The sequence below is a fragment of the Membranihabitans marinus genome (assembly GCF_019802045.1).
Lineage (GTDB): Bacteria > Bacteroidota > Bacteroidia > Chitinophagales > Saprospiraceae > Membranihabitans > Membranihabitans marinus_A.
Map to the genome: position 1 here is coordinate 241,125 of NZ_JAHVHU010000004.1, position 23,131 is coordinate 264,255.

A 23,131-nucleotide genomic window follows, 5' to 3' on the forward strand; every position below is an offset into this window, starting at 1 on the left:
GCTAATAAAAAAGGGCAATGATTGTTTACATTGCCCTGTTTTATTAGTTGCTATTTGATCAGATAGATATTCCGCGATATTATACGGTGGCCGTTTGCTTTTCAGATTTCTCTGGAGCCGTTTTCTTATCCTTTCCCGCACCAAGCAAATCATACAAGATAGGTGATGCAATAAATATAGAGGAATAGGTACCGAAGAAAATACCAAATGTGATTGCAAAAGCAAATCCTTTGATACTGCTGCCCCCAAATATTAGGAGTAGCATAATTACGAGAATTGTGGTGCCTGATGTAATCAATGTCCGGGACATGGTACTGTTAATGGCATCATTAATTAATTGGTACCTCGATTTTTTACTATAGCTGTTAAAGTTCTCTCTTATTCGGTCATAGACAATCACTGTATCATTCATAGAATAACCAATCACTGTCAATATCGCTGCAATAAAGGCTTGATCGATCTCCAGGGAAAACGGAAGAATACCGCGCAACAGCGAGAATATCCCCAGGATAACCAATGTATCGTGAAATATAGCAATGACCGCGCCCAGACTGTATTGCCATTTGCTAAACCGGATAAAGATGTATAAAAAGATCGCAATCAAAGAGAATAAAATTGCTTCCCACGAACTTTTCATAATATCTTCTGCAATGGTCGGACCGACCTGACTGGAACTCACGATGTGTGTCCCCTGCCCTTCCGGTGCCCGGAATTCCTCGTAATCGAGATTTCCGCCCATCACTGCATTAACTCCTTCGAATAATTTTTGGCGTACTCGATCCGGTGCATCTTCGGAGGTATCATCAATGAGATAGGACGTAGTTACATTATAATGGTTCCCAACATCGATGGATTTTACTACGGGTTCTGAATCAAAAGCATCGGTAAGTGCATCAGACAGGTCTCCCACTGAAACTTCAGTATTCTGGGGAAATTCTATATTATAAGAATAACCGCCTTTAAAATCTACGCCAAGTTCCCAACCACGGGTGAAAATGGATATTAAGCCAATCAAAGTCAGCGTGATCGAAAAGATATAGGCTTTTTTACGCTTACCCAACCAATCGATATTAATGTTAGCTAAAAATCCTTTGGTGGTCGGACGCATAAAGCTAACCAGTTTTTTATCTTTTCCATTCCAGTAATCAATTACCAGGCGGGTCACCCATACTGCTGTAATGAATGAAAAGATGACACCCCATATCAGCACTACCGCAAATCCCTTGATAGGACCTACGCCAAAGTAAGCCAGAATAACGGCAACCAATAATGTAGTCACGTTCGCATCAATTATGGCCGAATAGGAATGTCTGAATCCATCTTTAACAGCGTTGAGCGTGCTCTTGCCGGCTCTGAGTTCCTCTTTTATACGTTCGTATATGATCACATTCGCATCAACCGCCATTCCAATAGTCAGGATGATACCGGCAAAACCCGGGAGTGTCAGTACGGTACCATAGGAAGCTAAAGCACCAAAGATGAAAAACAAGTTCGTGAACAAGGCGATGATAGAGACTACACCACCACCATTATAGTAGAAGATCATAAAAACCATGACCAGTAAAAATCCTGAAACGAGCGACACGACACTTTTCCGGATATTGTCTTTACCCAGAGAGGGCCCGACCAGGGATTCAGAAATTATTTTGGTTTTAGCAGGAAGTTTTCCAACTTCAAGAACTGCTGCAAGATCGTTTCCTTCCTGAACTGTAAAATTACCGGTTATTGAACTGTTTCCATCTGTGATCGGTGTATTTACACTGGGTGCAGAAACGACTTCATCATCCAGTACAATAGCAATCTCGCGATTGTTATCTTGTGCTGCCTTTGTTGTCATATCTGCCCATATCCGTGCGCCCTGATTATCCATTTTCAGAGAAACAGCGACTTCATTGGTAATCGGATCCGGTGCTGTGGTAGCACTTACAATGTGTTCGCCCGAAAGTGGCGCTTCTGCGTTGGCTCGACCTTTTTTGATCGCATACAACACGTACTTATTTGTCTTCTCGCCCGACGTATAATCACGGCGCGGCTCAGAACCCCATAAAAATGCAATATCGGAAGGGAACATTGATTTAATTTCCGGCTTTTGGAGGTATTCCATGACGATGTTCCGTTTGTTCCTTTCGGCTTCACCCATGGCTGCTAATCCAAGAGACCCCGTGATATTGGGGGTGAAGTTGCTAAACAAGGGACCGCTTTGAAAGGCATTTTCCCCTTGAGGTACATCCACAATCTGTGTGGTGGAGTCTCCGGTGGGGTTGCCTAAACTATCCAAAACGGCTGTCTTAATCGTATCCTTCTGGGTCAGATCAATCGTCTGATTCAAAGCAGCGGTATCTCCGGCCTGGAGTTGTTTTAATCGTTCATTCGCCCGCGAAAGAGTCTGAATAAGGTTATTATCCGTCACGCGATATACATTCCAAAACTCTAAGTTGGCTTGGGCTTGCAAGTAATTTCTGGCTCGCTCATAATTTTCGACTCCGGGTAGTTCAACCATGATGATGTTCCGGCTTTGATCCAGAGAGATATTGGGTTGACTTACGCCAAATTTATCAATCCGATCCTTTAGTCGGTTAAAGGTCAGTTTTACCGTCTCACTGGCCTTTTGACGCAATACGGCCATCACGGCATTGTCGGGCGAACCAAAGGTGATGTCTTCGGCTAGAACCTCATTTTTAGCAAAAATACTCGCCAGTGTTTTTCCATTGGCTAAGGAAGACCATTCCGTTTGAAATGCAGACATAAAATCAGCCCCGGTTTCTCGCATCCTTTCTTCAGCATTGTTAAGTGCCTGACGAAAGGTTGGATCCTGGCTGTTTTTTGAAAGATTTTCAAGGAAATCTTTTAGATCAACTTGCAGCAAGGCACTTAATCCGCCTTTCAGATCCAGACCGAGCGCTAATTGTTGTCCCTTTAATTCTTCATAGGTATAATCCTTAATGAGCGGGATGTTGAAAATGGGTACACCCGACATCGAATCAAGATAGGCTATGTGCGCATCTTTGGTCAGTGAATCGATTTCTTTTTGGGTATCTCCTCGCTGACCGATTCTTTCAGCGTACTCGTCTGCCTGTTTTTCTACCTTCCAGGTAGGGTATATCAAGAGATACTGAAAAGCACTCACGATCGCGAATAAAATCAGGAAAAATTTTATGACTCCTTTAGCTTGCATGTTATATATTATGTTTAATCCTTATAACTCAAAAACTGCGCAAATATAACGTTTATACGAAAAGCGCTGTAATTTTATAAGAAAATTCGTTCAAGAATAGATCTTTTCTTTATATTGCTTTGGTATAGCACTTGTTATACCACCTATTTAATAATCAAAATTAACAAATTATGGGATTATTTTCATTTCTTAAAAAAGCTGGTTCAAATCTATTTGGAAAAGATGAAGAAACCAAGTCCAAAGAAACAGAAAAAAATGCAGAAGAGCGTAAAGCATTGCTAATCAATGAAGTTAAAAGTTTAAATTTTAATGTAGAAAATTTATCACTGGAGCTTGATGAACATAAAGTAACGGTTTATGGTAAAGTCGATTCGCAAGAAGAGAAAGAAAAGGTTATACTGGCTCTTGGCAATGTAACCGGTGTTGCCACCGTGGATGACCGGCTCAATGTGGTGAATCCAAAACCGGAATCTACTTTTTATGAAGTGAAAAGTGGCGATTCGCTTTCCAAAATTGCCAAAGCCCACTATGGGGATCCTATGAAATACCCGCAAATATTTGAAGCTAACAAACCGATGCTGACAGATCCGGATAAGATATATCCCGGGCAAGTGCTTCGAATTCCTCCCCTGGAGGCTTGATCAATAGCCTTGATTACCTTGTGAAATAAATGTTTCACACTTGATAAGAAAAAGCTGTATATCGTCGTATACAGCTTTTTTTTATTCACTTTTAAGCATCGCCTGGGGGTATGTTTTTTTAATCTCATCAAGTTTGTTGCGGGCTGTTCTTTCATTGGTGAAAGGGCCGACATACATGCGGATCCAGTCCCCTTTTTCTACGAATTGGTAATCGAGATCTGTCCGGTGTTCTGGGAGATTCTCACGTCCTTTGAATAAACCCAGTACTATAATATACCGCTCATTATCTTTTTTGAATGAATATTTTTTTGATTTGATCCCAATTAATTTGGGCGATTTTTCGGCCACCGTTACATTGGAAGGTTTTTTACCTTTCAGATAGAAAGAACCAAGTTGACCGTCTTTTCGACGAACAAAAATACTTTTTTCCTGTGTGGCATAGTCAGGATGTTTGAATATCAGATGATATTCGCCCGAATGGTGATTCATCAGCCCAAATTGACCATTGTGATCAGATATTCCAATCATCTGCTCTGAATCATCATCGATACGTTGAATAATTCTTACGTTGGAAATGGGGATATACGATTCTGCATTCAGGATACGTCCCATTTTATACTGGGTTTGCTTCTGCATATAAAAAACCATGACGAGATTATCGGTTCCGGAAGGAATTTGAAAAGAACGTACCAAAGTGATGTAGCCAGACGCACTAATGTATAGCACGCAGGAAAAGGACTCATCTATTTGAATAGTTATCTCACCCCGTTCATCAGTTACAAATTTTCCGAGATGACAAGATTGCAGGTCAATGACTGCTTTAGATACAGATGCACCGGAATCCAGTGCTTTTACTTCCAGGGTGACTTCCCGGCTGTGCAGATGGATACAAAAAGTGCATACTGCACATACTAGAGCACAGCGTGTAATTATTTTATATATTTTGACCATATATTTCATATAACCAATAAAAATACTGCTATTTTTGGTAGTTCTATACCCAGGATTTATGGGTGAAAAATAATTTAAAATTTTTAAAATGGTTCATTCCAGGCAGTTATTATTTGGATTGGTTTTTTTTATTCTCCTTTACTTACCGTACAATATCCATGCCCAAAAAAGCACATATGTACCAGGAGAATTTATTATCCAGACCAATGGCGCTTCACCCCATGAGGTATTGGTTCAGTCTCTCTCTACAGACCGACGGCAAAAAACTTCCGTTCATGCCATCGATCTTTCTTCTGAAATGGGTTTGTATAAGATTGCTTTTGATACCGTCAAAGTTAATGAAATCGAACTCCTGTCCAAATTAAAAACAAACCCCAACGTGCTTGCGGTTCAGCGTAACCATTATTTGAAGCCGCGCCGGGTTCCCAATGATCCTCGCTACGAAGAACAGTGGCCCTTGCGGAGTAACAATTCTGTCCACGCAGATATTGAAGCAGAAGCAGCCTGGGATGTTACCACAGGCGGTAAAATATCCAACACGCACGATATTGTAATCGCAGTGATTGATGATGGTTTTCATGTTGATCATCCGGATTTAATCGAAAACTTGTATGTTAACGAGAACGAGATCCCGAACAATGGAATCGATGATGATCAAAACGGTTACATCGATGATTACCGGGGATGGAGTTTTAAAACCAATAACGATTCTCTAAGTACCGGCGATCATGGAGAACCGGTCGCAGGTGTCATCGGGGCCCGTGGGAATAACGGCATCGGTATTACCGGTATAAACTGGGATGTTAAAATTCTCCCGCTTTTATTGGATGAAAAATTTACTGATGCGGGATTATTAGCCAGTTATATCTACGCATACAAACTGCGAAAACGATTCAATGAATCTCAGGGAGCTCAAGGCGCTTTTGTTGCTGTCACCAATTCTTCCTGGGGTGCTGAAGGCTATTTTCCGGATGAATTTCCAGTGTGGTGCAACTTTTATGACAGTTTGTCCACCGTCGGGATCTTAAATTGTGTGGCTACCTCCAACGGGAATGTAAATGTGGACGTGACTGGTGATATCCCTTCATTGTGCAGCAGTGAATCCGTAGTGGTCGTGACCAATACAGACATCAATCGGAATCTTGTAGGCGCCTATGGACCAAAAAATGTTGATATTGCAGCTCCAGGAGAAGATATATTTACTTTAAAGAACGATGGTTATGGTTTTGAAAGTGGAACTTCCTTTTCTGCACCCGTTGTTAGCGGCGTACTTGGTTTGATGTATAGTGTTCCTGTTCCTGGAATACTGGACGCGGTATTGCGGGATCCAGAGGGAACCGCCCACATTACAAAAAATCTGATGTTACAAAGCTATGATTATGTCTCTGCGTTGGATGGGAAGATAAAAGTCCCCGGCATTATTAATGCCCGCAAAGCCGTAGAATCCATGATGGCCTATTTTAATGTAGAAAATATTGACTATTGTACGATTGATAGTTTAACCAATAGTTCGTATTTTCTGGATAGCCTGATAATAGGATCGGAGGTTATTGCATCCGGGAATAACCTGGGGTATCGTCCCCATAGTTTTCTGACCGATAGCCTGGAACAAGGTCGGTATATTCCAGTCTCACTGGTGAGCAACACGTACACGGATTCCCTGGATTTTGTACTTTGGTTGGATCAAAACCGTGACTCTGTTTTTTCAGATTCTGAGGTATTGGTCAATAGCCGAGATGTGGCTAGATGGGATGGTGAATTTTTTATGCCCGAGCGGCTCGATAGTGGATATTATAATATTCGTGTGGGCGTTCTTGCCACCACTGATAGTATCAATCCATGCGGGACCGATATTCCGTCGTATGAATATGAAGATTATACTGTATATGTCAAATTAAATCCACTACTCTGCCAGAATTCGCCTGCTGTAGATACCATAATGACCGGACCGGATTATCTGCAGATCATGTGGGAGGAGGTCGATAGTTCTGTGGCTTACGTTTTCCGTTATCGGAAACAGGGAGATACAGAATGGGAAGATGAAATGGTGGACACTTCTAAGATGTTCACTTTGGATGATCTTGATGAATGTACGCCGTATGAGTTTCAAGTACGTAGTGTTTGTTTTTATGATACAAGTGCTTATACGCCTGTCGCCGTGTTTTTTACTGCCTGTATATCAAGCAATGAAAATCAGGAATTCGCTGAAAGCATCAAAGTATTCCCCAACCCCAGTCACGGCGGGAACTTAACTGTGGACTTCAGAAACACCAACCTGCCCATCGGTCAATCAGCTGTTTCAGTTACCTTGTATTCCATGGAAGGACGTCAAATGAAGACGGAACAGCGATCTTCATTACTTTCAGACCAACTGCACCTGTACTGGCCTGATGTTCCCCGGGGCATGTATTTGGTGCGGATTGATATGGACGGACGGTTTGCTGTGAAGAAATGGATGATTCACTAATAAAGTATACCATAGACTTATAAATTATTATTTGACAGCCAATCCAAGCCTCAACTCGATACGATCAATAAGCAAACTGAAAAGTACGGATCCACCCACATCTTTATTTACATGTGAAGCCTCCGTACAATTTGAAATCTGACTTCATCACCGGTTCTTCCTCCGAGCCATCATACCTGGAAACTGCATGGTTATTGAATTGACCCTGAGACCATGATTCCGGATGTATATCATTCTTATAGGATGCTGCACCTAAGATTTTGCAGCTATTTAAGCTTTGGTCTGCGTTGCACTCCGACTATATTCAGATATTCCTTCTATGCATAATACCATTTGTATTTGATAATGTCGCATAAGATTTTGTAAATATTCAAAGGTTGTCGAGGAAAAAAACGAAGGTATAGCTGGAGTTACACCGAGTATTTTTGACGAAGAGAATCGAAGAATATTTCGGAAAATATGCGGCAGTTATGAATTCAAATGTATAAATCAAAAGTCATGATTTTTGGTGGCTTTGTTTCACTTGAGCCGGGGCAAAAATAAAGAGGCGACACAGGTTAGTGTCGCCTCTTGTTAATTCACGCATAAAGTTCTTAGTAGGATGCGTTTTATCTCATATGGTCTTGTGGACCGCTTTACCTCGATCTGTTAAACCAAAAGGTTATAGTTCATCAAGTTTGAAATTCTTCCATCGAACCCGAATTCCTCCTCCACTATGAATTTGCAAAGCAATGCGGCCTTGTGCAGATCCGATCAGATCATCCTTCATGTCCGTCATCAATTCTCCATTTAACCAGGTCTGGACGTGATCTCCTTCCAGTTTAATACGCATCGTATTCCATTCACCCATATTAACATCTCCTTTCCCCTCCGGAATTTTATGAATCCACCCACGACCATATGATTCATAAATACCGCCGCTGTTGTGTCCTGGAGGTGCTACTTCAACTTGCCATCCGTTTACTTTCACTTCATCTTCTATGAAAGATCGAAAAAAGATCCCACTATTACCATCAGCTTCCTGGAGAAAATCAACTGAAAAATCAAAATTATTATAGTATTTGTTCGTGGCTAAATACCCATATTCTTCATCGGGACCACTTTCGCAGATCATTTCACCATCTTCCACGTACCATTTTTCTGTTCCGTATATTTCCCATCCGGACAGATCTTCTCCATTGAATAATTCAACATTTTTTTCTGGCTTACGCGGCAACTCTTTTATTTTAATGTCTTTATACCATGCTTTGGCTCCATGATCCTGCAAAACAATATATCCTTTCCGAGGCAATCCATATTCCCGAACATCAGCCCATTTTCCACTGTTTTTGCGTTCGAACCAGTCTTCCGTCCAGGCTTCAAATTCGACAATTTTCTTTCCATTCAACCAGTGTTCTACATGACCATTGTCAAAGACTATTTTTGAACTGTTCCACTCTCCTACAGGTTTTAATTCCTTTTTATCAGGATCTGCCACATGCATTGCATAATCTGCTCCGGTTAATTGCCAATCTTCCAATTCAGCCGGAAATCCGACATCATCCAATACTTGATACTCTGGTCCAGTGACGTAGGGGACCTTGTATCCGTCCCGCTCCATCACATGGTACAAAACCCCACTGTTACCGCCTTCAGAGATTTTCCAGTTAAATGTCAATATGAAATTTTCATATTGATCCGTGGTTGACAAATACCCGTATTCATCTGCGCCTTCGCCTTGTGCCTCCATCATACCATCCACTACCTTCCATGGACCAGTCACCTCCGTTCCCTGATAGTCTCGCCAGCCATCGAGTGAATTCCCATCAAACAGCAATTTCCATCCATCCGATTTTTCTTTGTCACTCAAGGTATTAGCAGGTGGTTCTTGGCCACAGCTCGATAAGCCCAAAACGATGGCCAGGAATAGAAATAATGTAGTTGTTTTCATTCTTTAAAATATTTGCGATTATAAAATAGTATTTTATGATACATCAATAAATCTAATCTTCAATCCCTTGACATATATTCAATGCACAAATATATAATAAGTTCCGAAGATTGTATCTTGTGAATCAATTCATTCAACTGGCATTATGGAAAATTACACCCATTACCTCTCGTGTTTCCTTTTATTTCTGTGCGCTCATGCTCTGTCTGCCCAGGAATTACGACCACCGAATATATTACTTATTGTAACCGATGATCAAGGCTATGGAGATTTTGGATTCACTGGGAATCCTCATATTAAAACTCCGCATCTGGATCAATTAGCGGCAGAAAGTGTTCACCTAGAGAATTTTTATGTATCTCCTGTATGTGCTCCTACAAGGTCGAGTTTGCTGACTGGGAGATACTCATTGCGAACCGGTGTGCACGATACGTACAACGGTGGGGCTATTATGGCTTCGGAAGAAATCACACTTGCGGAAGTTCTTAAAGAAGCGGGATATCGGACAGGGATTTTTGGTAAGTGGCATCTGGGAGATAACTATCCATCGAGGCCGATCGACCAGGGGTTTGCAAAATCATTAATCCATCTAAGCGGAGGTATGGGACAGGTTGGGGATTTTACGACATATTTTCAAGGAGACAGCAGTTATTATGATCCTGTATTGTGGTTCAATGGTTCACCAAAAAAATACGAAGGGTATTGTTCAGACATCTTTGCATCTGAGGCGATGGAATTTATAAATGAAAACAAGGATTCGCCGTTTTTTTGCTATCTTTCTTTTAATGCGCCGCATACGCCCTTGCAGGTCCCCGAAGAGTATCTGCAGCTATATCAAGACATGGACCCCTCAGTCGGTTTTGCATCAGAATACCCGGAGCTCGATAAAATGACACCAAAAGATATAGAAGATGCCCGTCGGGTGTATGCTATGGTTACTAACATTGACGATAATATCGGTAAAATACTCCAAGCGCTGGAGCAATGGAAGCTAACGAACAATACATTAGTGATCTTTATGACAGATAACGGCCCTCAGCAAATCAGGTACAAATCCGGGCTGCGTGGTCGAAAAGGAAGTGTTTTTCAGGGAGGCGTAAAAGTTCCGTGTCTTATGCGCTATCCGGCAGGTTTTACAGACCAAAAGAATGTGGGAGTGACGGCTGCGCACATAGATATATTTCCGACCATTACGGATATCTGTGGGATAACCGAACTGGAAGAACGTCTGCTTGATGGACGCAGCTTGCTTCCTTGGATTCAGGGAAATTCGAATGAAACGATGAACCGATCGCTGTTTTTCTACTGGAATAGAAGATATCCTGAAAAATATAGCAATATGGCTCTACAAAAAGGGTCCTATCGATTGGTTGGGCAGACCTCGTATCATAGTTCCACAGATCAATTTCAATTATACGATATATCCCGGGATGCATCTGAGAAAAACAATCTGGTGAGTATATACCCGGAAGTAGCAGAATCACTTCGAAGAGATATGGACAGTATCTACGGAGAATTGATTCAATCTCCTCACCTTAAAAACCCACCTGCTATTGGTGTAGGCACGCCTTATGAAAACCCAGTGGTATTGAACAGGAATGATGCGTCCGGAGAAAGGGGGATATGGAACCAGGAATCGGTGTATGGCTTTTGGAATGTGGATATTGCAGAAGGCATTTATGATATCCGGTTTCGTTTTATTACTCCGGTTCAGGATAAGGGAAAAATTGTATTGGAAGCTGGAAGTCATCTGTTTCAACAATCGGTTGAACCCGATGGAAAATTATATATAACCATGAAAAATGTTAATCTGCCTGCCCTTAAAGGTACGCTTACCGCCACGCTCTTCCAGCATCAAAAAAATATTTTGCCTTTTTGGATCGAGTTAAATCGCGTTGATTTATAGACTGGACTGTACATGAATTGTAAATTGCTTACTTCGCACTGTGTGTTTATGATTGACGGTCGACAAACGAGGATCCAAGGCACGACAGAATGAAATCGGAGGGTAACCAAAAACAAAAATGGTCAATCCGTTAATAAGGAATTACAATGCTCTTTTTTTGGGTGATTTCGAGAGAACGGGAGACTGCTTCGCGGATAGTTTCTTGCATCATCGTTCAATAGCCGGCACATCTTTAAATACAACCAGAAATGTTTCCAGGTTAAAAGAAATGGGCATACCGTTTTTGCGTCAAAAATGAATCCACATTCATCAACGCGCCAAGGATATGCCCATCGGTTGGTCTATTCTTCAAATTACCGCATCAGGCCCGCCCGGGCTAATTCGGAAATTTATCGGACCATTGTATTATTGTTTAGTTATAGTACTTCATCCATCGGATATCATTATTAACCATAGCGCCAATCCGCCGACCTAAATCCAGTCCGGCTTCTGAATCCATTCGGAAATGGACCCCAATAGGAAGTCGCGAATACCCACATTCTTGAGCCATTTGTCGAAAGCTACCAAACCGACGTGGTGTACCGATAAATTCTTCGCGACCTTTGTGTGAATTGTCAATCATTTCATAGTAATGGCCCATATTGAGTGTTAACACTTCAGCTGCTGCTGCAGCAAACGTCGCATGACCGGAAGGATAGGTTGGAAATTCTGGTGTATAATACCGTCCTGATCCATCGGGACACATCAAAGTGTTCCATTCTTTATCTCCTACTACATCGTGAATATATTCGATCGGTCGCAAATAGTTGTACCGATACTTTTCTCCCCAGGATCGAACACCGGCATCATGCAGCGCCATTCCTAATTTTGCATATAGCGGAAGTATCATATCCAAAGATTGAGAATTGTGAATAAACAGTTGATTCGCAATAGACACCCACCGTCCAACCGGGGTAAAGGTCAGGATGGGACAGTCATCACTCCAAAAATCTGCTATCCACTTGTCTTCATATAGATTCCCTTTCTTAATCTCATTAACTAGATGATAAGTTTCCATGGCTTCCTGGTAAAGTTTGGAATTTCGCTTTTCACTGTATGGAAGCGGATCCTGAACTTTTACATTCTTACCAGCTACGAACGTTCTTACATCACCCCAGTGTGGCAATAAAGCGGCCAGATAGTCCGGGTAAGTTGGAGACCATTTTCCTTTCCCGCCGGGAGGAATATAATTGTCGTCGTAATTTCGGAAAAAAGCGCCGTGGCCTTCCGTATCCTTCCGGGACCATTCAAACACAGCATCAGCTACTTTTTGTCCGTACGCTTTTGAACGATACCGAACCTTAGAATCCACGCCAAAATTAAGTCGTGAATACAGATTGGTAGCCAATGCATTCATTCTTGACTGTTGGGCGGTGGGGGCGGTTTCAAAAAAGTGATTGAATGATGTTTCAAATGCAGAATTCAGAACGATCTCCCAATCATATTCATATTTTGGTAGGTGTTTTGGAATTTCTAAACCAGAAAATTGACGCGCTACAGATTGATATTGATTGGAGTATCCAGGAATAACAGCTTCATACGCAGTCAAAGCCACATAAGCAAGTGTCCGGGCCGAAACTGGTGGTCGGTACCCCGGTGTAAATCGTTCCATTTCCAAGAACAACTCATACCATTCCAATGCTACATCGCCTTTCAAATCTAAATTGGAGTAATCAATATCGGCATTATTATCAGGTATATTCGGATCATGTAGACATCCTGATAATAGAAATAAAGATAGTGTCATCACTATCCCCCAACGCGGGAACGTTGTGTAAAGTAAATTCATGTTCATGGTGTTTAAGTATTTAATAATTTGCAGTTCTAAGTCTTATCTTTAAGGTATAAATCCTGCATACTCCACTAATGGATCTGTCAACGGGGTTGACTATGGAAATTCCACGAATATATGACCGGTTTAATTTTGGTTAAATCGGACAAAGAAATACTTTACAATAATTTTGGAGTGTCAGGGTCTTTCCATAAAGATGGATTACATTAAAAAATAGTTTTGTTCATGTTCTGATTCATCGTAATCGCATATCCATACTTTTGTATAAAAATGATGCGATCATTGCATGATGAATTCGAACATAAATATAGGACGGTATATTAGAAATACAAAATATAAACTGATCAAAAAGGTACATATTAACAATCTGTCCAAAATATTTTGTTTAAATATATCTTACAGTCTGTTGTCGTATATATTATACATTACACGGAAATATAATGCGTTGTTTTTATGGTGGCGTTTTGAGTTTGAAAATTAACTCAAATTGATAGAGTAAAAAATAATTGTAACAATATCCATTGTTCCGGAACTTTCAGTTGCACTTTTTGCCCAAAAATGTATATTTTACTCTACCAGTGTTTTGTTTTATAAGTATTGTAGAATAACTCTGAGGTTATATATATGATAGCCAAGGCGTCCCAACGTAGCCATAGCTATGGTTAAGGTGAAGCTTTGCCAGGTTGGATAGCCCAATAAGGCGTCGGAATTAACTACAATGATTTATGAAACAGAGCACAAATGCATTAAACAAAACGTATATATATGGGCTTTATCATTCAACTCTTGCTTTCGGCTGTTGTTGTTTTCGTACTTGCATGGCTTCTTCCCGGAATCGAAGTCGCCAGTTATGGTTCCGCAATCCTTGTCGCCTTAGTTATTGGATTACTACAACTGATCGTTAAACCGATCCTGGTTGTGCTCACCTTACCAATAACCATTCTTACATTGGGATTGTTTTTAATTGTAATAAATGCGCTTTTGATTTTATTAGCCGGATCTATTGTGGCCGGTTTTACAGTATCCAATTTTTGGTGGGCTGTATTATTCAGTCTGTTACTTTCATTATTTGGTGCCATGTATTTTCAAAAATAATACCATGTCCAGATACCACGTTTCACATAAGGTCGAACCTGGTTTCTGAATTTACCAAATACATCAAATTAGGATGGAACAATATCCGTATTACTGGGGTCAAATACTATTGCCATGACAGACAAACTGAAGAACAATAAATTCAAAATTTCAGATCTACCTAAACTATTGTTGGAGACTTATAAAGAATGGAATAAAGATGACCCCTGGCGCTTGAGTGCGGTCATTGCTTATTATGCACTTCTTTCTTTACCAGCATTTTTGGTCATAATCATTAATATAGTCGGCGCAATCTGGGGTACGGAAATCGTCCAGGGCAAACTGACCGATGAAATTTCTTCAGCACTGGGACATGATGCCGCCGACTCTATTCAAGCTATCATCGAAAGTACTCAATCAGATAATAAAAACATTTTGTCGACCATCATTGGGGTTGGTACACTTATTTTTGGAGCGACCGGCATATTCTATCATCTTCAGTTGTCACTAAATGAAATATGGGACATAAAAGTGGATTCATCAGCAGGATGGAAAAAATTGTTTCTAGACCGGGCACGAAGTTTTGGTTTTGTTCTTGTTATCGGTTTCTTGCTGTTAATCAGTTTTGTACTCACCACTTTACTTTCCGTTTTAAGTGAATATATTTCATCTTTTTCAGGAGAGTTAGTGGTCTATTTTACCTATATTACGGACTTGCTTCTTTCCATCGGAATCATAACCTTGCTTTTCGCACTGATGTATAAGTATCTGCCTGATGCGCAGATCCAGTGGGAAACCGTATGGGTCGGGGCGTTATTGACTTCACTCTTATTCGTCGCTGGCAAATTCCTGATTGGTTTTTATTTTGGACAAACCAATCCTGGATCGACGTATGGCGCTGCAGGTTCGGTGGTCCTGATGTTGTTGTGGGTTTCCTACTCCAGTCTTATTTTATTCTTTGGGGCTGAATTTACATATGTGTATGCGAAGCATTACGGTATAAAGATAAAACCTGATAAGGTAGCATATACCTACAAAGAAAAAAGGGTCGTCGTATCAAAAGGAGCTGATGTCAATGAAGAAAACATAGAAAAGGATCCTTGATTTAATAAAAAAATAACCGCTCATAAAAAAAGCCTGACCATAAAACTGGCAGGCTTCAAAAATTTCTGTTCGAAATGGTCTTTGGTCATGCTACACATGACTACCGACGGCATGTATTCCTAAGGTTTTAGTTGTAAACGGATTCTTTACCGCAGTCTTTGCAAAGGAGATAATAAACATTTGCACGATACTTGTTTCGGTTGGATTTACCCATTTTTTCCATCACTCGATCGATGGCTTCATCAAGGTGTGGACCATCAGACATCCCTAATTTTTTGATCAGATAGTTTTTCTTAACAGTCTCAAGTTCTTTTGGGTCGGAAGATGAAACAGTAGACGCATCGGCATTATAAATCGATGGACCGCATCCTATGGTTACCTTGGTCAATAGATCATGGTCTACCTCTACGCCCAGGTCTTCTAATTGGGCCGCATACTTTTCAATTAAATCGTCTCTTTTGCTCATGTGTTTTAAATAATTTTATATGAAATAAATAATTCAGTGCAGATCACTGAATGATCAAAAATGCAATATACAAAGAAAAATACAAATGTCTGAGCACAAATCTTTCCCTCGACAGGGCATCAATTGCTGCTTTTTGATGATCCCTCGATCATGAAATTCCTAAATCTCTTTCTAAATTCGGATGGGCTCATATGGTATGTTTCCCGAAATATCTTGGAGAAATAACTTTTGCTGGACAAACCTAATTCATGGACGATTTCCGAAATATTATATTCATTTTCTTGGAGTAATTGTTTGGCTTTTTCCATACGCACATTTTGGATGTAGTTGTTTACACTCATGTTGTAAAGATGTTGGAATCCCATTTGCATTTTACTCAGGTTCAAACCAACTTTTTGTGCAATATGAGCTATCGTACCCAAATCGCTGATATTGTCCCGTATCATGCCAGAGGCTTCCTCGATCAAATCCAAGTCAGATTGTCGGAGCAGAGATTGATTTCCGGCATCCCGTACATCATCCTGGAATTGGATAATCTGCAAAGCCAACAACAAATAGGCTTGGCCATGCAAATAGATCTTTCGCTCAAAATCATTAAAATCCAGGGACTTCATCTCCCTGAAAAGATCAGCCAATTGTAGGCTGTAATTGCCTTCATGATAAAACCGATCTTCGGCGGTAAGATCTTCAAATAAATCTCTAAAAGGTTTGTCCAGATCCTTCATTTCGCAGGTGATCTGCGGCTTAAAAATTTTTCGATCCAGTTCAAGACTGTTTAGGACGGTTTTGGTGTCCGCATCAAATTTCAGTACATGCCCGTTTGATTTGCTGCTTGCAACGACAGCACATTGGTATTTTTGAATGGTCTTATGTTCTTTTTCGTTTTCAAACCGATGGTAGAGCAATCCATCCTGACAATATAAGAATTTCAATGGATGCACTTCATTCACATTAAACCTAATTTCCACATCGACTTTAAACTGACATTCGTATAAAATAATCCCAAGACCACCAGGAAAATTAACCCCTCGGATAAAACCAGTTCCAATGTGTGGTGGGAGATCTATCCAGTATTCGTCGCACTGTTGTTTGACTTCTGTGTCCAATTCCTTCCCAATGTCTGTTATAACCTCTTTAAAGGGAAGCGAGTTGACGTCAATTATTCTCATATCTTTTTGATTCTCCGACATCCATCTCACATTTTAATTTTACTAAAGATACCTATTCCTGAGAAATTTATGATTAGCTTTCTATACATTTTAGCTGTTAAATACTATGAAGATCAAATATCAAACTGCATGTCCTGACCGCCTTGTAGACCATCGCATGGATCTAATACCGTTTTAAACGAACTGACATGATAAGTTTTATAATCTTTTTGAGAAAAAAACGGAATAACGGAAGATGGCCAAAGGTATTAATAAACACAGGACTCCAATTGTAATAAAACCGGATCCACCACCGCCCTACCCTATACTTTGATAAAATGCGATCGCGGAACCGCACAGCATCAAAATACATCGGTGAATATTTATCAAATGCATAGGTAACTAAAAAACACCTGGTATCCTCTGGCGATAAGGGCGTGGTATAAGTTTTGAGCAAAGAAAGTGCCGGTGCACTGACCGGGATCAGGACTTGATCGCCTTTCTGTATTTCTGACAGATTTTCTTCCAGGTAATAACAGGCCACTTCTACCTCAGCGCCATTGTAAATAATTCCGGATTTAAAATAGTTTTGTGCCCAGTCGACGCTGTTGTACTGTTTGTTGTTGTGTCGGAGTAAAATCGGCAGATCAAGGAAAACGTTGACATTGCGACCACTTTTATTGTGCATTTCCATGACGACTTTCGTGCGGGGAACAGGACTGTCCTCCACGTACTGATCCGGAGACACTTCGAGGACATAAAATTCGAAATAATCATCGGATGCTTCAGGATTATCTGTTGATATATCAAACAACCATTCATCATCAAGATCATAGGTCCTGTAAATGGCTCCTTTTAAGATATCCCAATCCCATACATACACGTTGGCTTTGCGACACAATTCCATAGCAGGTTCTGTAAGTGCAGAGGTGGTCACGATCATTATCTGATCGGCTTTGTAATACTTCGCTGCTCCGATGACCTGGTTAACATCCTGAACACCTACTTTGTGATCCTGATGGTATCTTTTCACCTGTACCACTGTGACCAGTCCATCTTTTTCCAAAATCAGATCCGCGCCATAATCTCCTGCATATTTGGTGGGGCTAATCGTGTATGCATTATCCCGGAAAAGTTTGCTTAGGAAGTCTTCAAAATCATACGGGCTGATCCCTTGAAACCGAACTTTAAGCGCGGCCTTCAAAAATTTCTTGAAATCAATTTGGTTGAAATCCATAGGAGAACATTTCCATTCAAAGATAGACAATTGATTATTTTTTAAGCATCTTTACGGTAAAATCGGATGAAACCAATTTTCCAGATTTCATATTGGGTCGAGATCTGAAACATTGCCCCATCCGGGTTAGTTGAATACAAATTGCATGTAACGAATGGCACTATGGAGTATCCCGCTCTGGTGGATTTATTACCTTAAATCCTTAACAGTTTATAATATCCATTCTCCGTTTTTATTTGATTTTGCCACCAGATTATGGTCGCCGCATTTCCGACCCCATGTATGTGTTACTGGTTCCCGTAAGAATCAGAATCTGACCACAAAAAAATGGATCACTGTGCTCTCTTCATATTATCGCGTCAGGCATTTCCTATTGGATGAAAGATTACCGGAGCTTTTTGGTGTTGCTCATGAACTTGGGTTAAGTTCTCCTCAAAAGAGCGCTGGTGAAGCAAATCTACACCCATTCATGGCGTATGTAAAACCGGTACTTCAGCCAAGGAGTAAATCCAAATATTCCTTTGAAGTGTTGATCATTGGTGATAGTCTGTCCATGAATTTACTTATATCGTCACGGGGAGGTATGAATTATGAATCGGGTGTATTTTTATGTCTGGATATTCATAAAAGTCGGAATCGGTATACCGCATGGGAAAATATAAGAGGTCAGAAAGAGTTTAATTTCTCCATTGAACTTTATAATTTTGGATTATTGTTTAAACATCCGGTCAACCAACGTCCGGAACACATTACACTAATTTCCTGGTGGTTCAAGCCATGGAAAATAAAACTATTATAATGACCGAAGCGTATAATTTTGAATCTATTCGTGTATTGATTTTTGATGTTGACGGGGTATTTACGGACCATCAAATGCTAGTCACCGACGATGGACAATTCCTCCGCACCATGAGTACCCGCGATGGTTATGCGATCAAACGAGCAATCGAAGCCGGTATTCAAATGGCTGTAATTACCGGCGGGACTAGCATCGGCGTTGAGAAACGATTTCGTGGATTGGGCATCGATATCATACATTCCGGCATTCATCAAAAAGGAGTGGTATTTGAAGCCCTTTTGAAAGAAGAAGGATGGTCTCCAGCTGAAGTTTTGTATATTGGCGACGATATTCCTGATATCGAATGCATCGAAATGGCGGGAATTGGAGCGTGTCCAAAAGATTCCGTTCCTGAAGTACTTGCTGCAAGTGATTTTATATCTGATAAAAATGGCGGTGACGATTGCGTCCGGGACTTAATAGAACGAATCTTGGGAGCCCGGGGATTGTGGTAAAAATCCATTTGGATGAATATTTCTGATTTTCTGATAGTTGTTCGATGGCAGAATATAGTTATTACCTGGCTCATGCAAGCAGTGGTATATTATATGTACCTGCTCCCCTATTGTGATTATCCGTCGGAACCATATCCTTCCTTTATTCTGTTAGCGATTACCACGGGGTTGGTTTTAGCCGGTGGAAATATCTATAATGATCTTCGAGATATACACACGGACAGCTTCCATAAGAATAAATCCAAAATGATCGGATCACAGGTTCCTACCTCAAGAGCTTGGATTTGGTATTATATTTTTACAACGGGTGGGGTAGTTTCCTGTGTAGTCGGATGGATGATTTTTGATTGGCCTACATCTCTCGCAGTGATTGTTATACTTAGTACCGGTTTGCTGATTCTATATTCAGATTATTTAAAAAACACCATTTTATTCGGAAATTTGGTCATCGCTCTACTCTGTGCACTAGCCGTATGGATCCCAGTCTATCTGATTCCGGGATGTATTGATATTACGTTTCAGACTAAAAATCCAGTTGCAATTATACTTTCAGGTTATATATTAAATGCTTTTTTACTCACACTTTTGAGAGAAATAATCAAGGATAAAGAAGATGAATTTGCCGACCATAAAACTGGAATTTATACGATAGGAAGCATTTCACTCCCCAAATTCAAAGGTATAGTTAGCGCACTTCTGGGGATAATTACGATCTCAAACACCATTTGGATCTATTTTCTTTTTCCGGTCTTGAAACTTGTACCGTGGCTTCTAGGTGTCTTATTCATTCTAGTACCGATTTGTTTAATGATTTATATATTCAATCTGACTTCGAGTGATCAAAAATATGCTCGACTTTCAAAATTGATCAAAGTATTTTTTGTCCTGGCTGTTTTCCTCCTTATATGCTGGCAGCTGTATTAATCCTTCCCACTATGATTCCTACACCCATTGTATTAGCAAGTTCTTCACCGAGACGATTCGAGTTACTCCAGTCCCTTGACTTGAATGTTCGTGTGGTGAACGTTTCACATACAGAGATTATTGAGAAATCCTGGCCTACCAGGGAGATTCCGCTACAACTGGCGATTCAAAAAAACAGAAACGCCATCGATACAAGGCAACAGGGAGAGATCTTGTTAACTGCTGATACTGTGGTATTGTTGGATAATGAGATATTGCATAAACCTGGGGATGAATTGGAAGCAGCACAATATCTATCACGATTAAGCCACCGGCACCATGAGGTTATTACTGGTGTCTGTCTACGCACTGAAGAGGAAATATGCTTTTCAACCACGACAAAAGTATGGATGAACAAATTATCTGACGAAGCCATACACTACTACATTGACAGATATCAGCCGTTCGATAAAGCCGGAAGCTATGGAATTCAGGAATGGATCGGCTGGAGTCACATCTCACGCATCGAAGGGAGTTTCAGCAATGTTATGGGACTACCTACATCGGAAGTATATCAGGCGGTCAGGGATTTGAATCCTATGTTATAATATGATGTTCACAAGGTATAGTGATAGTTCCTGGGAAGAATTATTGGTTTCGGATAAAATCAACATAGAAAAGCATTTTCTTCAGCAAAGTCAATGGTCTATTTTCTTCAATAAATTCTCAATGAATACACATGACCACATCCTGCAATTAATCCCCAGCAGCCCTATAATAAACATTTGGCTACCAAGGTAAAAGGTTTGAATGTTTAAACCAAAGATTGAATCGATGATTCCTCGTAACAATCTTAATCATCTAATTTCAGCACTTCTAGAAATGCTTTTTGAGGTACTTCTACATTTCCAATCTGACGCATTTTCTTTTTTCCTTTTTTCTGTTTTTCCAGCAATTTCCTTTTTCTGGAGATATCCCCACCATAACATTTGGCGGTTACATCTTTTCGCAGTGCGGAAACAGTTTCACGAGCCACTACCCGGGCCCCAATGGACGCTTGAATGGCAATTTTAAATTGCTGTCGAGGTAACAATTCTTTGAGTTTTTTACATATTTTACGTCCAAAAGCTTCTGCCTTCTCACGATGTACCAATGCGGAAAGGGCATCCACGGGATCATTATTGAGTAATATATCCATTTTAACCAGATCTGATTCGCGGTAATCCAATGGCGTATAATCAAATGACGCGTATCCCCTGGAAATGGATTTCAATCGGTCATAAAAATCAAAAACAATCTCGGCCAAAGGCAATTCAAAAGTAAGTTCAACTCGCTCTGTGGTGAGATAAACCTGCTTGGTCATCGTTCCGCGCTTGTCCATGCACAAAGTCATAATACCACCAATATATTCGGGTTTTGTAATAATCTGTGCTTGAATAAAGGGTTCCTCTACCCGGTTCAACAATGTGGGATCAGGCAAATCATTGGGCGTGTTGATAATTAACCGATCATTCGGAGCCCTGTTTGTATATGCAAAATACGAAACGTTCGGTACCGTAGTAATGACTTCCTGATCGAATTCACGGGAGAGTCGTTCCTGAATAATTTCAAGGTGCAGCATCCCCAGAAAACCACATCTAAAACCAAATCCCAGCGCTGCAGATGATTCGGGTTCATAAACCAGACTTGCATCATTGAGCTGTAATTTTTCGAGGCTGTCCCGAAGGTCTTCAAAGTCGTCGTTATCAATCGGGAAGATTCCTGCAAAAACCATCGGTTTTACTTCTTCAAAACCTTGAATAACTGATTTAGCAGGATTTTCAACATGGGTAATAGTATCCCCCACTTTTATTTCTTTACTGACTTTAATTCCTGTAATAATATAACCAACATCACCGACTGATAGAGATTCCCTGGGATGCATATCCAATTGCAACACCCCAATTTCATCAGCTACGTATTCATTTTCGGTATGAACAAACCGTACTGCGTCCCCTTTTTTGAGTGTCCCATTGAATATCCTGAAATAAGCAATCACACCACGGAAGGGATTAAAAACAGAGTCAAATATCAGCGCCGTTAAAGGGGCTTTCGGATCTCCGTCCGGTGCGGGTACGCGTTCCACGATCGCAGACAAAATATTTTCGACTCCAAAACCGGTTTTCCCACTGGCCAGTACGACATCTTCCGGAGCACATCCTAATAAATCAACTATTTCATCGGTCGATTCTTCTACCAATGCTGAATCCATGTCTACCTTATTCAATACTGGAATAATCTCCAAATCGTGCTCCAGAGCAAGGTACAGGTTGGATATCGTCTGAGCTTGGATTCCCTGGGAAGCATCCACTAATAACAAAGCCCCTTCACAAGCGGCTATTGATCGGGAAACTTCATACGAAAAATCAACATGACCGGGTGTGTCGATAAGATTGAACGTATATGTAGTTCCATCTGAATGGGGGTAGTTGAGTTGTATAGCGTGACTTTTGATCGTAATCCCCCGTTCTCGTTCCAGGTCCATGCTGTCCAGGGCCTGATCTTTCATCTTACGCTCGGAGATCGTATTGGTATACTCCAGTAATCGGTCCGATAAAGTGCTTTTACCGTGATCAATGTGGGCAATGACGCAAAAATTTCTGATGTTGTCCATAGCATGCAAATATATGTGAATTTAATCAGATCATGAATCAGGGTGCTATTTTTATTAAGGAATAAAAACAGGTTTTTGCTAAACCCAATTATATTAATACCTTCTCTGACCACCTGTGTCAAAGGACGATCATAACTCTTTGGACGAAATTCTCGGTTCACGCACCCTGTGGGCCTTTAGCCCATTCGATCTCTGCACAGCAGTGTTCGTCCCGGTGATCTCTATAAAGGATGGACTCATATGCTACATTCTACGTGATACCCAGGCTAAATTCAGCCATGCTTCGCATCTGCATAATTTTATAAGCTATATATTTTTTAAAAAGAAAAATGAAACAAAATTTTATAAAAAA

General features: G+C 40.6%; 17 protein-coding genes. 9 read left to right on the forward strand and 8 right to left on the reverse strand.

Annotated features, from left to right (window positions below; translation table 11 throughout):
- Positions 1-79: 79 nt before the first annotated feature.
- Positions 80-3,175 carry a protein translocase subunit SecDF gene (gene secDF / locus KUV50_RS03920; RefSeq protein WP_222578789.1) on the reverse strand — a complete coding sequence of 1,032 codons (3,096 nt, stop codon included), beginning with the start codon at positions 3,173-3,175 and terminating at the stop codon, positions 80-82.
- Between the two features lie 170 nt (positions 3,176-3,345).
- On the opposite strand from secDF, the gene lysM reads away from it, so the two are divergent.
- Entirely contained in the window at positions 3,346-3,816 is a 471-nt protein-coding gene (gene lysM / locus KUV50_RS03925) for a peptidoglycan-binding protein LysM (protein ID WP_222578790.1), read from the forward strand.
- Positions 3,817-3,897: 81 nt separating this feature from the next.
- Here the strand turns inward: lysM and KUV50_RS03930 are convergent, their stop codons facing one another.
- The gene (locus KUV50_RS03930; protein ID WP_222578791.1) at positions 3,898-4,767 is read right to left on the reverse strand and encodes a hypothetical protein; all 870 of its coding nucleotides are present in this window, start codon (positions 4,765-4,767) and stop codon (positions 3,898-3,900) included.
- Positions 4,768-4,855: 88 nt separating this feature from the next.
- Here KUV50_RS03930 and KUV50_RS03935 point away from each other — a divergent pair, with 88 nt between their 5' ends.
- The gene (locus KUV50_RS03935) at positions 4,856-7,234 is read left to right on the forward strand and encodes a S8 family serine peptidase (protein WP_222578792.1); all 2,379 of its coding nucleotides are present in this window, start codon (positions 4,856-4,858) and stop codon (positions 7,232-7,234) included.
- A 661-nt stretch (positions 7,235-7,895) separates the two neighbouring features.
- On the opposite strand, the gene KUV50_RS03940 is transcribed toward KUV50_RS03935, so the two are convergent.
- The gene (locus KUV50_RS03940; protein ID WP_222578793.1) at positions 7,896-9,164 is read right to left on the reverse strand and encodes a DUF1080 domain-containing protein; all 1,269 of its coding nucleotides are present in this window, start codon (positions 9,162-9,164) and stop codon (positions 7,896-7,898) included.
- A gap of 145 nt (positions 9,165-9,309) precedes the next feature.
- Between KUV50_RS03940 and KUV50_RS03945 the strand changes: the two genes are divergently transcribed.
- Entirely contained in the window at positions 9,310-11,070 is a 1,761-nt protein-coding gene (locus KUV50_RS03945; protein WP_222578794.1) for an arylsulfatase, read from the forward strand.
- A 412-nt stretch (positions 11,071-11,482) separates the two neighbouring features.
- Here the strand turns inward: KUV50_RS03945 and KUV50_RS03950 are convergent, their stop codons facing one another.
- Positions 11,483-12,898, reverse strand: coding sequence for a vanadium-dependent haloperoxidase (locus KUV50_RS03950; protein WP_222578795.1), 1,416 nt, complete (start codon positions 12,896-12,898; stop codon positions 11,483-11,485).
- A 768-nt stretch (positions 12,899-13,666) separates the two neighbouring features.
- Here KUV50_RS03950 and KUV50_RS03955 point away from each other — a divergent pair.
- Together KUV50_RS03955 and KUV50_RS03960 are read left to right on the forward strand one after the other, a co-directional pair.
- Entirely contained in the window at positions 13,667-13,996 is a 330-nt protein-coding gene (locus tag KUV50_RS03955; RefSeq protein ID WP_222578796.1) for a phage holin family protein, read from the forward strand.
- A 114-nt stretch (positions 13,997-14,110) separates the two neighbouring features.
- The gene (locus tag KUV50_RS03960) at positions 14,111-15,079 is read left to right on the forward strand and encodes a YihY/virulence factor BrkB family protein (RefSeq protein WP_222578797.1); all 969 of its coding nucleotides are present in this window, start codon (positions 14,111-14,113) and stop codon (positions 15,077-15,079) included.
- Positions 15,080-15,206: 127 nt separating this feature from the next.
- On the opposite strand, the gene KUV50_RS03965 is transcribed toward KUV50_RS03960, so the two are convergent.
- From KUV50_RS03965 to KUV50_RS03975, 3 genes are all read right to left on the reverse strand, one after another.
- Positions 15,207-15,545 carry a DUF2853 family protein gene (locus KUV50_RS03965; RefSeq protein ID WP_222578798.1) on the reverse strand — a complete coding sequence of 113 codons (339 nt, stop codon included), beginning with the start codon at positions 15,543-15,545 and terminating at the stop codon, positions 15,207-15,209.
- A gap of 119 nt (positions 15,546-15,664) precedes the next feature.
- Complete coding sequence (locus KUV50_RS03970; RefSeq protein WP_222578799.1) at positions 15,665-16,714, reverse strand: helix-turn-helix domain-containing protein; 1,050 nt, start codon at positions 16,712-16,714, stop codon at positions 15,665-15,667.
- Positions 16,715-16,877: 163 nt separating this feature from the next.
- Positions 16,878-17,930, reverse strand: a complete 1,053-nt coding sequence (locus KUV50_RS03975) for a restriction endonuclease (protein WP_222578800.1) — start codon at positions 17,928-17,930, stop codon at positions 16,878-16,880.
- A 469-nt stretch (positions 17,931-18,399) separates the two neighbouring features.
- Between KUV50_RS03975 and KUV50_RS03980 the strand changes: the two genes are divergently transcribed.
- The 4 genes from KUV50_RS03980 (at position 18,400) to KUV50_RS03995 (ending at position 20,734) form a co-directional block, all read left to right on the forward strand.
- Complete coding sequence (locus KUV50_RS03980; RefSeq protein ID WP_222578801.1) at positions 18,400-18,729, forward strand: hypothetical protein; 330 nt, start codon at positions 18,400-18,402, stop codon at positions 18,727-18,729.
- Positions 18,729-19,223: a KdsC family phosphatase gene (locus tag KUV50_RS03985; RefSeq protein WP_222578802.1), complete on the forward strand. Its 495-nt coding sequence runs from the start codon at positions 18,729-18,731 to the stop codon at positions 19,221-19,223. The genes KUV50_RS03980 and KUV50_RS03985 overlap by 1 nt, the downstream gene beginning before the upstream one ends.
- A gap of 93 nt (positions 19,224-19,316) precedes the next feature.
- On the forward strand, positions 19,317-20,147 hold the full coding sequence (locus tag KUV50_RS03990; RefSeq protein ID WP_261394992.1) for a UbiA family prenyltransferase: 831 nt from the start codon (positions 19,317-19,319) through the stop codon (positions 20,145-20,147).
- 11 nt (positions 20,148-20,158) lie between these two features.
- A complete protein-coding gene (locus KUV50_RS03995; protein ID WP_222578804.1) occupies positions 20,159-20,734 on the forward strand; it encodes a Maf family nucleotide pyrophosphatase in 576 nt (191 codons plus the stop codon).
- Positions 20,735-20,979: 245 nt separating this feature from the next.
- Here the strand turns inward: KUV50_RS03995 and lepA are convergent, their stop codons facing one another.
- Complete coding sequence (gene lepA, locus KUV50_RS04000; protein WP_222578805.1) at positions 20,980-22,779, reverse strand: translation elongation factor 4; 1,800 nt, start codon at positions 22,777-22,779, stop codon at positions 20,980-20,982.
- Positions 22,780-23,131: the final 352 nt, after the last annotated feature.

Coding starts and splice junctions, on each gene's coding strand:
- secDF (WP_222578789.1), bottom strand. CDS start 3,175: ATGCAAGCTAAAGGAGTCATAAAATTTTTCCTGATTTTATTCGCGATC.
- lysM (WP_222578790.1), top strand. CDS start 3,346: ATGGGATTATTTTCATTTCTTAAAAAAGCTGGTTCAAATCTATTTGGA.
- KUV50_RS03930 (WP_222578791.1), bottom strand. CDS start 4,767: ATGGTCAAAATATATAAAATAATTACACGCTGTGCTCTAGTATGTGCA.
- KUV50_RS03935 (WP_222578792.1), top strand. CDS start 4,856: ATGGTTCATTCCAGGCAGTTATTATTTGGATTGGTTTTTTTTATTCTC.
- KUV50_RS03940 (WP_222578793.1), bottom strand. CDS start 9,164: ATGAAAACAACTACATTATTTCTATTCCTGGCCATCGTTTTGGGCTTA.
- KUV50_RS03945 (WP_222578794.1), top strand. CDS start 9,310: ATGGAAAATTACACCCATTACCTCTCGTGTTTCCTTTTATTTCTGTGC.
- KUV50_RS03950 (WP_222578795.1), bottom strand. CDS start 12,898: ATGAATTTACTTTACACAACGTTCCCGCGTTGGGGGATAGTGATGACA.
- KUV50_RS03955 (WP_222578796.1), top strand. CDS start 13,667: ATGGGCTTTATCATTCAACTCTTGCTTTCGGCTGTTGTTGTTTTCGTA.
- KUV50_RS03960 (WP_222578797.1), top strand. CDS start 14,111: ATGACAGACAAACTGAAGAACAATAAATTCAAAATTTCAGATCTACCT.
- KUV50_RS03965 (WP_222578798.1), bottom strand. CDS start 15,545: ATGAGCAAAAGAGACGATTTAATTGAAAAGTATGCGGCCCAATTAGAA.
- KUV50_RS03970 (WP_222578799.1), bottom strand. CDS start 16,714: ATGAGAATAATTGACGTCAACTCGCTTCCCTTTAAAGAGGTTATAACA.
- KUV50_RS03975 (WP_222578800.1), bottom strand. CDS start 17,930: ATGGATTTCAACCAAATTGATTTCAAGAAATTTTTGAAGGCCGCGCTT.
- KUV50_RS03980 (WP_222578801.1), top strand. CDS start 18,400: ATGGCGTATGTAAAACCGGTACTTCAGCCAAGGAGTAAATCCAAATAT.
- KUV50_RS03985 (WP_222578802.1), top strand. CDS start 18,729: ATGACCGAAGCGTATAATTTTGAATCTATTCGTGTATTGATTTTTGAT.
- KUV50_RS03990 (WP_261394992.1), top strand. CDS start 19,317: ATGTACCTGCTCCCCTATTGTGATTATCCGTCGGAACCATATCCTTCC.
- KUV50_RS03995 (WP_222578804.1), top strand. CDS start 20,159: ATGATTCCTACACCCATTGTATTAGCAAGTTCTTCACCGAGACGATTC.
- lepA (WP_222578805.1), bottom strand. CDS start 22,779: ATGGACAACATCAGAAATTTTTGCGTCATTGCCCACATTGATCACGGT.